Genomic DNA, 15,942 nt, shown 5'->3' with positions numbered 1-15,942 from the left:
TATTTATATTAACCAGATAGAGGTGCAATTATTATGCAAATTATTAAAAATAACGAATTTGTTAACTTCATATGGAAAAACGCGGAAATACTCCGAGGACCATATAAAAAAGAAGAATATCGTGATGTAATCCTGCCACTAAGCGTATTACGTCGTTTTGATTCCTTATTAGTTCCTACTAAAGCACAAGTGCTTGAAAAGGCGAAAACGGTGAAACACGATGCTATTTTAAACAGAATTACAGGCTACGATTTTAACAACACGAGTCCTTTTGACTTCCAAACATTGCTTCGTGACCCTGATAACATCGCAGCAAATCTTCGGAACTACATACAAGGATTTTCTTCCAATGTTCGTGTGATTTTCGAACGCTTCGATTTTGAAGATGAAATCAAAAAAATGGACGAACATAACCTGCTTTACAGCGTTATCCAACTGTTTGCAGCCATGGATCTTAGCGTAGAAAAAGTATCGAACATGCAAATGGGATACATATTCGAAGAATTAATTCGTAGGTTTTCTGAAAACGCGGAAGCTGGGGATCATTATACTCCTCGTGAAGTAATAAAGCTTATGGTAAACCTTATCCTTAATGAAGATCAGTCGGAACTAATGCAAGAAGGCAAGATTGTTCAAGTTGGGGACTTCGCATGTGGTACAGGCGGTATGCTATCTGAAGCAACAGAATTTATCAAAGAACTAAACCCTAGCACACAAGTAGAAGTGTTCGGGCAAGAGCTTAATCCTAAGTCTTACGCCATTGCTTGTGCCGATTTACTGATTAAAGGGCAAGATGCAGGTCATATTGCATTCGGGAACTCCTTAAATGATAACGATGGACATAAAGACCTCAAGGTTCGTTATGCCCTCATGAACCCTCCTTTTGGTGTGGATTGGAAGCACTACGGAGAAAAAATTAAAGAAGAACATGAAGAAAAAGGCTTTGACGGACGGTATGGAGCAGGTCTTCCTCGTACATCAGACGGATCGCTACTTTTCTTACAACACATGGTCTCCAAAATGAAACAGGATGAAAAAGGTAGTCGAATGGCAATCATTTTTAACGGTTCACCACTATTCACAGGCGATGCTGGAAGTGGTGAAAGTGAAATACGCCGCTGGGTTATTGAAAATGATCTATTAGAGGGGATTATTGCACTTCCTGATCAACTTTTCTATAACACGGGAATATCGACTTACATCTGGATTCTTTCTAACAGAAAGAATGAAGATATAGCAAAAGGTGCTATTAGAAAAGGAAAGATTCAACTTGTTGATGCATCACGTATTTACTCTAAAATGAGAAAGAGCTTGGGCAACAAACGTAATGAAATTAACGATTCCCAAATTGCAGACATAACACGTATTTATGGTGATTTTAAAGAAAATGAATACACGAAAATATTTAACCTAACCGACTTTGGGTATTACAAGATAACGATCGAAAGACCTTTAAAACTTAATTTTAAGATTTCAACTGACCGTATTGAAAATCTTTATAATGAAGGTGCTTTCACAAAATTATTTGATGAAGATGAGTATTTAAAATTAATTAAAAAGAAAGATAAAAAGTCTTCTGATAATAAAAAAATCGAAAAGCTGGAAGAAGGAAAAATTCTTCAGGAGAAAATAAATTCCATCTTAATAAAAAACGTATCAGATCGACTTTATAAGAACCGTGAAGAATTTATAAAAATATTAAAGCCATTATTTAAAAGTAATCCAGAAGTAAAAGCTAGTTTGTTTAAAGTTATCTATATGGGGCTATCTGAACGTGATGAGACTGCAGATTTCTGTTTTGATAAATCTGGTAAAATAGAGGCTGATCCAACTCTTCGAGACACCGAAAGCGTTCCAATAAATAAAGATATTCAATCGTACTTCTCTAATGAAATATTGCCTCACCTCCCAGGAGCTTGGATTGATGAAAGTAAGACTAAGATAGGATTTGAAATACCTTTTGCACGGCATTTCTTCAGACATGAACATCAAGAGACATCTACAGTCTTAAAACAGAAGGCTATAAAATTGGAGGAAACAATCCAAGAGCTTTTAAAGAAGGTGCTCGTGTAATGAATAACAAAATATATGAAATGTATAAAAAAAGCGGTATAGATTGGTTAGGCGATATCCCAACTCATTGGAATGTTAGTAAAGTAAAAAATAATTATAAATTTACAACTGGATTTACTCCAGATACAACTAAAGTTGATTTTTATGACTATGATAACGGGTACAATTGGGCAACAATATCAGATCTAACAAAAGGTACCCTTGGCGATACTAAAAGCAAAATATCAAAAGAAGCAGTTTGTAAATACAAACCAGAAATATCCAAAAAAGGTTGTTTATTATATTCTTTTAAGCTTTCTTTAGGAATTGTGAAAATTTTGGATGAAGACGTTTATACAAATGAGGCAATAGCAACATTTATTCCAAATTCAAATAATGAAATAGGCTACTTATATTACGCAGCCCCAATATTTATTGAAAAAAACTGTAACTTGAATATTTATGGAGCGAAGCTCCTAAATCAAGATTTAATAAAAAATGCATTTATTTTGTGCCCCCCAAAAAATGAACAATTAAAAATTGCAGAATATCTTGATATTAAGTGCAAAGGTATTGATGAAATTGTGCAACAAAAAAAATTACTAATTGAAGTTCTTCAAAAATATCGACAATCACTTATTACTGAAACGGTTACACAAGGTCTTAATTCGAATGTAAAAAGAAAAGAAAGTGGTTTAGATTGGATTGGGCAAATTCCAAAACACTGGGACATAAAGAGATTGGGGTTTTTAGGAGGATTGCAAAACGGCATAAGTAAATCCTCAGAAGATTTTGGATTTGGATATCCATTTGTAAGTTATGGAGATGTTTACAAGAGCATAGAACTGCCTAATGAAATTAGTGGTTTGGTTAACAGTACTCGTGCTGACAGAAAAACATATTCAGTTGAAAAAGGAGATATTTTCTTTACGAGAACATCAGAAACTGTTGAAGAAATCGGCTTAACTTCTACCTGTTTGGAAACAGTTAAAGATGCTACTTTTGCAGGATTTTTAATAAGATTTAGACCAACTACCGATAAGTTAAATCCTAATTATGCGAAATACTTCTTTAGAAGTAATATTCATAGAAAATATTTTGTGAAAGAAATGAATATAGTAACCAGAGCTTCTTTGGGGCAAGAATTACTGAAAAAAATTCCTGTACTGTTACCACCAGAAGACGAACAAAAAAAAATAAGCGAATTTCTTGACTCTAAATGTTTGCAAATTGACATGTTGATTGAACAAAATAAGCAATTTATTAAACAAATTAATCTTTATAAAAATGCACTTATTTTTGAAGCAGTAACTGGTAAAATCGATGTTCGTAATTTCAAAAAAAGTGAGTTGGAGGTGAAAATATGAATGTTACACCTGATATATTGAAAGAACGGGCTTTTCAAACAGTGGTCAAAGAATACTTGACCACTGAAAATGGTTATATCGAAGGAACAAATACTAATTTTAATAAGCAATATGCAGTGGATGAATTGCATTTATTCTCCTTTTTAGAGGAAACGCAAGAGAAAGCCATTGGTAGGTTAAAAGAAATTTATAAAGCACAATACAAGCAAAAGATCTTATCAAGGTTAGACACCGAGCTGAAACGCCGAGGAATGATTGATGTACTTCGAAAAGGAATTAAAGATTATGGAGTCCATCTGAATTTCGCTTACTTCAAGCCTCCTACATCACTGAATCAAGAGCTGATGGGTTTGTATCAAAAAAACAGGTTGTCTGTAACGGAAGAATTGATTCACAAAGAAGGTGAGCGAATTGACCTTGTTATCTTCTTAAACGGTCTTCCAGTTCTCGCTTTTGAGCTTAAGAATGAATTTACAGGTCAAGATGTAAGCGATGCCAAACACCAGTGGATGCATGACAGAAGTGGTAAAGATCTCCTTTTCCGTTTTAAGCAACGTACACTTGCTTGCTTTGCTGTTGATACAAACGAAGCGTTCATGACCACGAAACTAAACGGGACGAAAACATATTTCCTTCCCTTCAACAAGGGATATAACGGTGGGAAAGGCAACCCGATTGTCGAAGGTAAACTGAGCACGCATTATGTTTGGGAAGACTTATTGTCTCGCGAGAACCTTTTGGAAGTTCTAGATAAGTTTGTTTATCTAATCCTGGATGAAGACGAAGATGATGAAGGTAACATCATCACAAAAGAAACACTCATCTTCCCACGTTATCACCAGCGTGATGCGGTTAAAAAAGTCATTTCGCATGCGAAAGCGTTCGGTCCTGGTCAGTCTTATCTTATTCAACACAGTGCAGGAAGCGGGAAAACCAATTCAATCTCTTGGCTCTCTCACCGTCTAGCCACCTTACATAACGATAACAACGAATCTGTTTTTGATGGTGCAATTGTAGTCACTGACCGTAAAGTCTTGGATAAACAGCTTCAAAAGGCAGTGTATCAACTGGAACATAAAGCAGGTATGGTGGAGAAGGTTGAGGAAAATTCTACGCAGCTCGCAGACGCATTGAATAAAGGTGTCAAAATCATCATCACAACAATTCAGAAGTTCCCTTATATCTTGGATAAACTCGGAACACTGAAAGATAAGAGATATGCCATTATTATTGATGAAGCTCATTCATCTACAAGTGGTAAAAACATGGCTGCTCTTACTACGAGTTTAACGCTTGAAGAGGCTCAAAAATTGGATGAGGAAGCGGAAGCAAACGAACGTGATACAGAAGAGAAAATTCTCGATGAAATCAATCGCGTTGGTAAACAGTCTAACATCAGTTTCTTTGCTTTTACGGCAACGCCAAAAGGAAGCACATTAAAGATGTTTGGGACAGAAGATGCAAAAGGAAAACCGCATCCGTTCCATCTTTATAGCATGAAGCAAGCGATTCAAGAGGGTTTCATTATTGATGTACTGAAGAACTACACCACATACAAAATGTATTATCGTGTGGCTAAGAAAATTGAAGAGGATCCTGAGTTTGAAAGTGCCAAAGCAACGAAGGCAATCTCACGTTTTGTTAGTCTTCACCCTCATAACATCGACCAGAAAACCGAAATTATCATTGAGCACTTTAGACGGATTACAAGCAAAAAACTTAATGGTCAGGCAAAAGCGATGGTTGTGACCGCATCACGGCTTCACGCTGTGCGTTATAAGATGGCATTTGATCGATACATCAAACACAAGAATTACAAGGATATGAAGGCACTAGTGGCGTTTTCAGGGACGGTAAAGGATAGTGGCGAAGACTATACAGAAACCGAGATGAACGGATTTGCCGAAAAGCAACTTCCTAAAAAGTTTGATAGCGATGAATATCAAGTGTTACTGGTTGCAGAAAAGTACCAGACAGGGTTTGACCAACCAAAGCTTCATACGATGTTCGTTGATAAAAAGCTCTCTGGTCTAAAAGCTGTTCAAACGCTCTCTCGCTTAAATCGGACATATCCTGGCAAAGAAGATACATTCATTTTAGACTTTGTAAACGATCCAGATGACATCCGTAAATCGTTTGAGCCTTATTACGAAGATACGGTCCTAGAGGGCAATATCGATCCAAATGAGCTCTATAGCATCCAACAAGAGTTGCAGGATTACATGGTTCTAAATGATGAAGAAATCGATAAATTCATGGATATTCTCTATAGGGATAAACAAACAAAGCGTGATACTGAGCTTTCTAATAATTACATTGACTCGGCAAAACGTCGTTATGATAACTTAACGGAAGAAGAGCAACGTGATTTTGCCAGTAAAGCGAAGAAGTTCAACAGCATTTATATGTTTGTCCTCCAAATTACACCGTTTAAGGACGTGGACTTACACAAACTATTTGTGTATCTTCGTTATCTTTTGAAGAAACTCGCTCTTAAACCTGGCACAAAAGTGGACTTAGAAGACAAGGTGGTACTGGAATATTACTCACTTAAAAAGAAGGAACATGGGAGTATTTCTCTTGGAGAAGACGATGAAGACCATACGGTTGGTATTGACATTAGTGGCGGTCGAGCCAATGAAGACCCGCCAAAAGATCCTCTTACAGCTATACTGGAGCGACTTAACTCAAAAAACGGTACAGAATTTGGAGAACACGAAAAACTAAACATCCAACAAATTGTTGATATTGCAACTGATGATGAAACACTTCGAACACAAGCACAGAACAATACCTATGAAGATTTCATATTAGGGTTCAGAAAACGATTTATGGATTATGTAGTTGAAGGATACGACAAAAACCAAGGGTTCTTTGGAAAAGTATTAGATGATGATTTCTTCCGTGATCAACTGGAAGGTCATATCGGAGAACACATATATGAAGTATTAAAACAAGCTAGTGTCCAATAATGGTCACTAGCTTGTTTATTTAAAGGTGATTTCGTCTTCAAAAACGGAATACACTGCATCTAAAAAATTTTCGTTACAGGATAAAACTAATTTGGACTTATCGTGGACAACAAGCCTTAACCTGTCTTTGAAAAGATTAGTTCTTAGTAATGAATTGGTGTAGAATTTCTGAAAATCCTCAAGCAAATGAAAGTCATTTGAGTTTAGCCAAATTTTATCTCGATAGAATGTAAGTTCAGTTAAAACTGATGTTTCATCCTCAAAGGTAATGTGATATTGAGTAACTTCCTTTGATTTACGAATGGTGACGATTTTCTTTATCATATAATCTCCTTTAACTTGTTCTGGCATAATCTAATATCGTTCAGCAGAAAATCCATGCGACCGATGTTATTTGGTACATAAAGGATTTCCGTCAAAGTACTATTAACTAATGGCAACAAGTTTCCCTTGGAGAAAGCTAGAACAGTTTTATCCTTTATCTGTAACTTTAGATGTTGGCTTTCTTTCCCAAACTGTTCAGCACTAAATTTTGTTATTGGTGGTGAAAGAAAAATAGGCTTAGGGAACCCCATACCAAATGGTTCAAGTAAGTGTAAATCATAGAACAATTCCTTTGGGAATTCAGAAATTGGAATGGTACAAAGAAAAGTTTTAATTGGTTCATGAAATGCCTCTTGTGTTGCTGCCTCTTGTATAGCCCTGTTAAGCTCCTCAAATGAGTACTTATCAAATGATAAGGAAAGCCCAGCAGCTGCTTGGTGACCTCCGTATTTGATTAAGTAGCTTTTGCATCTATCTATGACATTTACAATAGAGAAGCTAGTTCCATTTACGCTTCTTGCTGAACCCACGCCTTGCTTTGTAATTACTATAGCGGGCTTTTTGTATTTTTCAGCTATTCTAGATGCGATGATTCCGATAATACCTTCATGAAATTCGTCGCAAACCGCAATTACTCTTTGTTCATGCCACTTGTTATCAATAATCTTCTTATCAATTTTGTCAAACTGATCCAATGTTATCTTTTGTCTTAGTTTGTTCAATTGAATTAGATCACGTAGCTTTCCTTCAAGTTCTTCATCAGGACCCAAGATCATCTCTACTGCTTTATTCGGGTCATCAATTCGACCGCAAGAATTGAAAACTGGACCAACAACAAATCCCAAGGTTGAACTATCGACCGTTGAAACTTTTAAAAGTTTATAAAGTGTTTTGAAGACTTTCGATGGACAAGAGTTCATTTTTTTAATGCCAAACCAGCAAATTGTCCTATTTTCATTCATAAGAGGCATTAAATCAGCTATTGTTCCTAGGGTTGCAAGTTCGATGTAATCAGTGAAGTGCTTTTCCCATGGCAAGTTTGCTGCAATATAAAGAGCTTGTATAAATTTAAAGGCAACCCCAGCACCTGACAAGCTGTCAAAGGGGTATGTACTGTCACTCCTTTTGGGGTTGATAAAGGAGTGACAGTCTGGATGTTCACCTAAAATCTCGTGATGATCGGTCACAATCACATCTATTCCTTTCTTTTTTGCCGCAGTCATAGCCTGATGAGCACTTGATCCATTATCTACAGTGATGATTAATGAAATGGAATCGTGCAACTCATCAATAGTTGTTTGAGATAATCCATATCCTTCACTGCGAAGTGGTAACCGAAATTGTACATTACCTCCAAACTTTTTTATCCCTTTATACATGATTGTTGTTGAGGTAATTCCATCACAGTCATAATCCCCGAAAATCAAAATGTTTTCCCGCTTCTTTATTGCTCTGATCACTCGGGTAATGGCTTGTCTTAAGTCATTTAACATAAATGGATCATGAAAGTTATTAACGGTTGGGTAGATAAACTTAGCTAATTCTTGCTCACTCTCTATTCCATATAGAAACAAATAATGCATCATGGTAGGGGTTATGTTGTACCTTCTAGACAGGTACATCAGTTTAGCGAAATTAGGGTGTTTTTCTATTGTAAATTCATCTAGTTGTTTCCAAGTCAAAAAAAAACCTCCTTTTATTTTCTATAAGCTTAGCCTAAAAAACAAAAATTATTCATTTAAATGAAAATAAAATTCATTTAAATGAATATAAACCGAAACAAAAAAGCCGTCAGATCGACGACTTTCACCAAAATGAATAAATTATTCATTATAATGAATGAAATGGTCTTATTTGGAAATAATGAGTCTATAGAGAATCTTTTTTCAACAGTGGCAATCCGTTTTCAATAATTGATAAGAAGTAATCTGCTTGATCTGGGTATTCATCATGAAGTTTAATAAGCGAGGACATTGCACTTTTAACTCGAGTTTGGAACAAATCCAACTCATCATTAAAAAGAGATTCATCGTTAAACAATTGGAGTTCCTCTTGAAGAGTACGTAGAAAGGAGAGAGTCACTGTATCCGTTTTACCTGTTTCTAAATTGCTTAAATATCCTGCAGAGACACCAAGCTTTTCCGCGTAAGTATGCAAATTAATTCCCTTTTGTTGTCTAGAATTTCTAATGATTACCCCTATTTGATCCAACATTAACTATCCCCCCAGATTAATCCTTCAATGAGGATAATTATAGCATAAATGACTAATTTATTGTCTGAATAATATAAAAACGGAAGTGGTATTATGAAGTTTTTAAAGAAGATTGAAATACTTCCTAATGAAAGTATTACTAGCATTCTTTATCGTTTGGCAGAGGCAAATTACTATCAAGGTCCAAAGATTATTGCTGACTTTCTTCATATGAATATGTACACGATTGATTCCAACAACTTCTCTAGAAAGCAATGTGAAAAGATTCTTTCATTCATTAATAAAACTCCAGCGGATTTATATGCTCGTTCTACGGTTTGTCACACAAAAGACAATGATCTATTAGTGATGCGGTCGAGAGTGAAGTTCTGTCCTGCTTGTATTAAAGACACTCCTCATCACCAGTGGTTATGGAACTTTACTGTCGTAAATATTTGTTTAAAGCATTCAATAATCCTTGTAGATAAGTGTCCTAAGTGTTTCGAGAAGATATCGGTTAAGGCGTTATTAAAAAGAACCTGCAGGAAATGCAGTTTCCCATTTAATAATACCTCTCCAAAGAATATTAAAGAGGATTCTCTTCTATATAAAAGTCAAAATGATATGTACAATCGAATATTTCATAAACCCATAGAGATTTTAAGTGAACTTTCCCTTGAAAAATATATTCAGTTTGCGAAAGAAATTCTCGTTATTTTTGAAGATCAAAATAGCTTTACTGCTTCGACCGAGACTAAAGTGCATTCTTTTAGAAAGGTGAAAGGGGGCAATTATTTTAATAATGAAGATTTAGCCCATGCTCTATGTAATGTTTATTGGCTACTAACTGACATCAATGAAAATCTTCCAAAGGTGCTTAATGGATTTGAAAAGCTGAACTATTCGAAAAGGAAAAGAAGGATGCTGCAGTTTAAAAAACTGTTACAAAGTAACGAGGGTTCCTATTTACAAAATGCGTATAATACTTTCCGTCAACAACAAATAGAAGAGGGAAACACGAGCAGGAATGTTGCATCTTACGACAAGAAGAGTGCATTAAAGATAAAAGATAAATACTATGTGAAAAGGGAATTGCCAAAGGTATTGAATATCTCTTTAGAAAAATTGAATGATCTCATCCAAAAAAAGTTGTTAGAACCAAAGAAGGTTAGCAGAGGAAAAGCTGTGCACTACCTATTTAATAAACACGAGGTAGAACATTTGATGAAACAAATAAAAACGGAAAAAGAAGATGCTATTGGTTATTACGAAGCAAAGGATATGCTTGGGGTATCATTTGAGAGTGTGAAAGAACTTGTGAAGAAGGAAATACTCACTGAAAAAGAATATGTATGGAGAAGCGAAAAGTGTTTAAGTCGAACAGAAATCAAGGCAATCTTGTGCAATGTAGGTAACGTAACATTTGATATTAATTTGAGTGAATACATTTCATTAAAAGACGTTTTAGATAAGTATAAAACGAGCGGAATATCTATACCGCTCCTACTTCAATCAATCAGAAATAATAAGCTTCGACCGAGAACAAATGTAACTAATGCAAATATTACCAATTTCTTCTTTCGGATATCTGAAATAAAGTCCGTTCTAGAAGCCATCAAACGTAAAAATCAAAATCAAAAAGGCTATCATTTTATTGATATTACAAAAATGATGAATATTTCTGATAGAACATTGCACAAACTAATAGAGTGTAAGCTATTAGAACAACCTGAAAAAACTATTTCTCCTAAAGGTAGAACGTTATACTGGTTCCCTAAAAAGGTAGTGGATGATTTTTGTAGCACCTACATTACCGTAAGAGAAGCGGAAAAAGAATACGGAATACCTCAAGGGAGAGTAAGGAAGCTCGTGTATCAAGGTCATGTTAGAAACTATCTTGAAGGAGTGTGTAGAAAAATGCTTCTTAATCGAAATGAATTGGAGTTGGTGTTAGAGCAGATGTAGCTTTATTTGATTTTCATAGTTTACCTAATTGATTTTTTTATATAAAAATATATTTTTTGAAAAACTATCTACTAAAAAGTACTAAAAATATATTTTATATAATTTTCGGCTTCAAAATCACAAATTGAGGTGATGTAAAATGGCAAAAGCTTTTCTTATTAAAGGCGAAAAGTTTACGATGCATGGAAATGATTATGAAATCAACGAAGAAACTGCTAGTGGTACTTTTAAAGTGCAAAATTTGACCAACCAGGTAGAGGTGATTTTTTCAAGAAAGCAGTTAGTTAATAACTTGATTGAAGGAAAACTCAAATTCGAAAGGGTTGGGAAGAACACAGAAGGTATTCATGTGAAGACGCCAGTATTCGATGATGTATCGGAGCTGCCAGAGCAATATGCTAAAGAAATGAGATTTCGATTTAAGGCAATTGAGCCTTTGTTGGTTATTGGTGAGGGTGAGTCTTTAAATCCCTATATTATGAAAAGGCTTGAAGAGTTAAAAAATAAAGGTGAGAAGGGAGTATCAAGAGCTTCTCTTTATAGGTGGCTTAAGGCATATAGGGAAAGTGAAGGCGAGATGTATTCCTTAGTATCGAGCTTTCATAATTGTGGACCCAAAGACAATAACTTACAGCGAGAAGTTGAAATTATCATCGATCACATGATTGAAAAACATTATATGAAAGCAGAAAGAACTACCATTGAGACGTTACACTTATTGATCTACAACCATATCGATGAAGAAAATAAGAATCGTGAAGTTGATGATCGTTTAAAACACCCTTCTATATCCACCGTCAGAAGGAGAGTAAAAACTAAAGACCTATATGAAGTAGAAAAAAAGAGAAAAGGAAAGTTAGCTGCATTTAATAAACACGGATATGTAACGCTACAAGAAAAGCCAAAATATCCACTTCAAAGAGTAGAAGCCGATCATACAAGACTAGATATTTTCTTAGTGGATGATGAAACACGTTTGCCTCTAGGAAGACCATATATCACTAAACTTATTGATTGTTTTACAGGTTACCCTCTGGGAATGTATATAGGTTTTGAACATTCTTCCTACACGACAATTATGCATGCAATGAAACATGCTTTTTTCCCTAAAACCTATTTAAAAGATAAATATCCTTCCATAAAAAATGATTGGGTTGCATATGGCATCCCAGAAAATTTAATCGTCGATTGTGGTAAGGACTTTAAAAGTAATCATCTAGCTGATGCTTGTAAAGAGTTCGGAATAAATCTTATCCATTGTCCTCCAAGAAAACCATGGTGGAAAGGAGTAATTGAAAGACATTTTAGAACACAAAACCAGCAACTGATTCACCAATCTTTTGGCACTACCTTTTCAAATGTATTAGATAAAGGGGAGTACAATCCTAAAAAACATGCGGTAATCGGTTTTAAAAGGTTTTTGGAGATCTACCATAAGTGGGTTGTTGATGTCTATGGTATGAAAAAGCATGACGGAGTAAAGGGAGTTCCATCGCTTTTATGGGAAAAATCGTTTAAAGACATGCCTTTACCAGGTTTCCCAAAATCTTCACTGGACTGGACTATAAAGCTTATGAAAATGGGGCATGGAACTATACAAAATACTGGGATTAGATATCAATATCTGTTTTATCAATCTCTAGAATTAAAAAGCTTAGGGAAGCGGCTGTCAAAAGGTCAAAAAGTGAAGTTTAAGTACGACCCAACAAATTTGGGGAAAATTTATGTATGGGATGAAAAGCATAATCGTTATATCGAAGTTTACTGTGGAGATCAAGAGTATTCACAAGGGTTAAATGAATACACACACAAAATTATAATCAAATATGCCAGAAAAGATGTCAATGAGGTAGATATGAGTGCCTTGGCTGCCGCAAAGGCAAGTATCATACACATGTTAGAAGAAGAAAAAGAGCAAACATTAACAAAGAAACTTCAGTATAGCAGGGTGAAAGGTACAGGGTCTAATGTAGAGCTGGATGGTAAAGTGGAGGAGAATAAGGAAAAGCCAGCTACCTCTTCATTCCAAGAATCTTTTTCTAAGCAAGAAGAAGTATCCAAAGTACACAAGGAAATTCAACTATTCGAAGACGATGAAAATGACTGGGGGTATGTAGATGCAAGATAAGGAATTAATGTTAGACAAAATGACCATGGCAGAAAAAATGAAACTAATTAAAGAAATTAAGATTGTACACCCGCATTTTAACAAGGCATTAAAGTCAATAAAGAAGTGTCACGATTCTTTGAAATTGTCAAATGACCCTCAATGTATGTTAATAACTGGTCCATCGGGTTCAGGAAAGACGACCATCTTCGATACCTATATTAAATTATATGATAAGACAACTTATCATGAGAGAACAGGTGCACAAAAGTCTATCCTTTGGGCGGAAATTCCAAGTCCAGTTCGAATAAACAGCTTTTTGGAGACAATGTTAGATCAATTGGGTGATGCATATCCTACAAGAGGTACAGTGGCAAATAAGAATCATCGTTTAGTAAATCTTATAAAAGATTGCGGAATCGAGTTAATTCTTCTTGATGAATTTCAGCACTTTGTTCACTCAGAAAATCAAAAAGTGAACTATGAAGTCGCTGATTGTTTCAAATCCCTTGTCAACAGAACGAAAGTTCCAGTTGTGTTATTTGGTTTGGAAGATGCCAAACATGTATTACAAGCAAATGAACAGTTAAATCGCCGTTTTTCAATGAGGCTTTCTTTATCTCCGTTCGGAATAGAAACTCTTCAAAAAAGAGAAGAAATAAAAAAATTGCTTTTTATGATTGATGACAGGTTACCTTTTAAAAAATTATCGGGACTGAACTCGGATTTAATGTTAGAGAAACTCCACCTTGCGACCGATGGTTTAATCAACTCTATCATGAAGTTAATACGTGAAGCAGCCCTTTTTGCACTAGAGAAAAATCAAGAAAAAATTGAGTTGATGGATTTTGCAAGAGCTTACCAAATGCACGCACACATCATGAGAAGCGGAGATAAAAACCCTTTCTTAAATGAAGAATTGAACAGTTCGGCAAGTTAAAAGACGCTAAGAGCGTCTTTTTTTACCACATGTGTTTACCAATATATACCATGTGTTAAAAAGAGAAAAATTTCACTATACTCAGGTGTAATTAAATTTATCTTAAGGAGTGTGTTATTACCTGAAACCATTATTAAAACGAGTTACGTCAAAAGAAAACGAAAGTATGTATTCCTTTCTATATCGTACAGTAGTAGCAAATTACTATGATAATTTACCATCAATGCTAAAGGAAATATCAAGTCACCTTTTTGTGGCAAACTGCAACTATTTAGACCATAAAGAAGGCTGGTCAGTTATTTTTATGGATGTATTTGAATCCTTAAATAAAGATATCCACACGTTTTCCTTAAACCAATATGATGAGTTACTTCTTCAAGGAACTGAGGAAGTAGTAGGAAGAAAACATGAGGATAGAGTATATCAAAAATACTCAACAAAATATTGCCCTGATTGCTTGAATGAAGATTATTACCATCGGTTACTTTGGGATGTTTCCTTGGTCACAACTTGCTTAAAACACAATAAGCATTTAATTGAAAACTGTCCAAATTGCAATAAAGCTGTAAGAATAAATCGTTTAATGGTCGGTGATTGCAACTGTGGCTGGATATTTAATCGTTCGATATCACGAGATATTGATCCGAAAAGCAATGTATATAAGAACCAGAAAGTACTACAGCTAATTTTAAGTGGAGAAATGAAAGAAACCTCGACCGCAGATAACACCGTTTTAAATCGTCAAGAATACTTCAAATTCCTTCTCATGTTTTTAACACTAATTGATGGCATGGATATAAATGCAATATTAAAAGTGACCACATGCCAACCTAAACCAAAAATAAATTTTAATAAAAGGCAAAAAGCCGACAAAAGGAACTGTGATCTTATCAATGTGATGATAAGTGTTGCACATTTACTTGTAACAAGACCCAATATTCTCCTTCCAAACGTAATTCAACAAATCGATGGCTACAGTATAGATTCACGGAATTTAAAATACAATCACTTAAAAAAGATAGTAGAACATGAAAAAGGAAGAAGCTATCTCCTTGTTTACTCGGATTATTTAAATACAGTAACCAATGAATACATTGGTGAAAGAATAAAAATAAAGCCGATCATTGAAGAAAAGAACTATCTGACAACAGGCGAGGCAATAAAACTAATAAAAACAGAAGATCAAGTGCTTAAGAATTTAATCCACTATGGTTTGGTAAGTACACATAAAACCAAAACCAAAGGCGGGAGGACCATAACTTTAGTCGAGCGTAAAAGCATTGAATCATACATGAAAATGAAAAAGAATTCCTACACACTCAGCCAAGCATGCAAAATTCTTGGTCTGAACTTTGTAAAAGCACAAGAGTTAATAACAAGGGGGCATATCAAGGCACAGCACGGACCGAGTATTGATGGCTACCCCATATGGTACATCAGCAAAAGAGAACTAAACAAATTTATTCAATCTGTTTTTGTAAAAGTAAAAATTAAATCTTCAATTGACTCGAACTGGATCCCTTTTGAGAAAGCTAATATGAACTTAAGACACACTGATATGGATACAGTATCTATTATTGAAGCTATTAAAAATGGCACGTTTAGTGCAGCAATTGCTGAAAAAACTACCAATATCAAATCTATTCACTTAGCCAAAAGGGATATTGATAATTTTCTGTTGATGCTAATAAAACAACGCATTAAACAATATGGTCTTAAACCTAGAGAGTTGCTGAAAATTTTCAAAGTAGGAATGCCTACAATAAATAAATGGATTAAAGAAGGCAAACTTCAGGTTTCGATGAATGCTGAAAATGCAAATACCACTGTTTCAAGGTATATTGCCGTAAACGAAGTTATCTCAATGCTAATGGAGAAAAAGAAGCTCAGTTATAAAGATGCTAAATTTTACTTGAAAAAGTCAATTATGGAGTTTGGGGCGAATTAGTAGTTCGTCCCTTTTTACCATTTATAAATTCTGAAAATATATATAATTCGAATTGTAAAAATGTTAGAATTTTC

The 15,942-nt window shown here is 34.9% G+C and carries 10 protein-coding genes; 7 read left to right on the top strand and 3 right to left on the bottom strand.

Annotated features, from left to right (window positions below; translation table 11 throughout):
* The first annotated feature begins 33 nt into the window (after positions 1 to 33).
* Genes JOC95_RS09830 through JOC95_RS09820 form a run of 3 tightly spaced genes read left to right on the top strand, consistent with a single transcriptional unit; the run spans position 34 to position 6,391 of the window.
* Positions 34 to 2,073, top strand: a complete 2,040-nt coding sequence (locus JOC95_RS09830) for a type I restriction-modification system subunit M (protein ID WP_204415675.1) — start codon at positions 34 to 36, stop codon at positions 2,071 to 2,073.
* Positions 2,073 to 3,419, top strand: a complete 1,347-nt coding sequence (locus tag JOC95_RS09825; protein WP_204415673.1) for a restriction endonuclease subunit S — start codon at positions 2,073 to 2,075, stop codon at positions 3,417 to 3,419. Before JOC95_RS09830 ends, JOC95_RS09825 begins: the two co-directional genes overlap by 1 nt.
* Positions 3,416 to 6,391, top strand: coding sequence for a type I restriction endonuclease subunit R (locus JOC95_RS09820; RefSeq protein WP_204415671.1), 2,976 nt, complete (start codon positions 3,416 to 3,418; stop codon positions 6,389 to 6,391). Before JOC95_RS09825 ends, JOC95_RS09820 begins: the two co-directional genes overlap by 4 nt.
* Positions 6,392 to 6,406: 15 nt before the next feature.
* On the opposite strand, the gene JOC95_RS09815 is transcribed toward JOC95_RS09820, so the two are convergent.
* From JOC95_RS09815 to JOC95_RS09805, 3 genes are all read right to left on the bottom strand, one after another.
* Positions 6,407 to 6,715 (bottom strand): hypothetical protein, encoded by a 309-nt coding sequence (locus tag JOC95_RS09815; RefSeq protein WP_204415669.1) that lies wholly within the window; start codon positions 6,713 to 6,715, stop codon positions 6,407 to 6,409.
* A complete protein-coding gene (gene recJ / locus JOC95_RS09810; RefSeq protein ID WP_239582828.1) occupies positions 6,712 to 8,397 on the bottom strand; it encodes a single-stranded-DNA-specific exonuclease RecJ in 1,686 nt (561 codons plus the stop codon). Before recJ ends, JOC95_RS09815 begins: the two co-directional genes overlap by 4 nt.
* Positions 8,398 to 8,584: 187 nt before the next feature.
* On the bottom strand, positions 8,585 to 8,929 hold the full coding sequence (locus JOC95_RS09805) for a helix-turn-helix domain-containing protein (RefSeq protein WP_204415667.1): 345 nt from the start codon (positions 8,927 to 8,929) through the stop codon (positions 8,585 to 8,587).
* 93 nt (positions 8,930 to 9,022) lie between these two features.
* On the opposite strand from JOC95_RS09805, the gene JOC95_RS09800 reads away from it, so the two are divergent.
* The 4 genes from JOC95_RS09800 to JOC95_RS09785 all read left to right on the top strand — a co-directional run bounded on the left by JOC95_RS09800 (position 9,023) and on the right by JOC95_RS09785 (position 15,868).
* Positions 9,023 to 10,873 (top strand): TniQ family protein, encoded by a 1,851-nt coding sequence (locus tag JOC95_RS09800; protein WP_204415665.1) that lies wholly within the window; start codon positions 9,023 to 9,025, stop codon positions 10,871 to 10,873.
* Positions 10,874 to 11,012: 139 nt separating this feature from the next.
* A complete protein-coding gene (locus JOC95_RS09795) occupies positions 11,013 to 13,001 on the top strand; it encodes a Mu transposase C-terminal domain-containing protein (RefSeq protein ID WP_204415663.1) in 1,989 nt (662 codons plus the stop codon).
* Positions 12,991 to 13,920: a TniB family NTP-binding protein gene (locus JOC95_RS09790; protein ID WP_239582827.1), complete on the top strand. Its 930-nt coding sequence runs from the start codon at positions 12,991 to 12,993 to the stop codon at positions 13,918 to 13,920. Before JOC95_RS09795 ends, JOC95_RS09790 begins: the two co-directional genes overlap by 11 nt.
* Before the next feature lie 109 nt (positions 13,921 to 14,029).
* On the top strand, positions 14,030 to 15,868 hold the full coding sequence (locus JOC95_RS09785; RefSeq protein WP_338083083.1) for a TniQ family protein: 1,839 nt from the start codon (positions 14,030 to 14,032) through the stop codon (positions 15,866 to 15,868).
* The last annotated feature ends 74 nt before the right edge of the window (positions 15,869 to 15,942 follow it).

The sequence above is a fragment of the Sutcliffiella tianshenii genome, from assembly GCF_016908565.1.
GTDB classification, from domain to species: Bacteria; Bacillota; Bacilli; order Bacillales; family Bacillaceae_I; genus Sutcliffiella_A; species Sutcliffiella_A tianshenii.
Note: the sequence above shows the minus strand (reverse complement) of the source record. Positions and strands in the feature narration are given on the sequence as shown.

Bases quoted from the DNA above. Each gene is read 5' to 3' on its own strand.
- JOC95_RS09830 (WP_204415675.1), top strand. From the start codon at position 34: ATGCAAATTATTAAAAATAACGAATTTGTTAACTTCATATGGAAAAAC.
- JOC95_RS09825 (WP_204415673.1), top strand. From the start codon at position 2,073: ATGAATAACAAAATATATGAAATGTATAAAAAAAGCGGTATAGATTGG.
- JOC95_RS09820 (WP_204415671.1), top strand. From the start codon at position 3,416: ATGAATGTTACACCTGATATATTGAAAGAACGGGCTTTTCAAACAGTG.
- JOC95_RS09815 (WP_204415669.1), bottom strand. From the start codon at position 6,715: ATGATAAAGAAAATCGTCACCATTCGTAAATCAAAGGAAGTTACTCAA.
- JOC95_RS09805 (WP_204415667.1), bottom strand. From the start codon at position 8,929: ATGTTGGATCAAATAGGGGTAATCATTAGAAATTCTAGACAACAAAAG.
- JOC95_RS09800 (WP_204415665.1), top strand. From the start codon at position 9,023: ATGAAGTTTTTAAAGAAGATTGAAATACTTCCTAATGAAAGTATTACT.
- JOC95_RS09795 (WP_204415663.1), top strand. From the start codon at position 11,013: ATGGCAAAAGCTTTTCTTATTAAAGGCGAAAAGTTTACGATGCATGGA.
- JOC95_RS09790 (WP_239582827.1), top strand. From the start codon at position 12,991: ATGCAAGATAAGGAATTAATGTTAGACAAAATGACCATGGCAGAAAAA.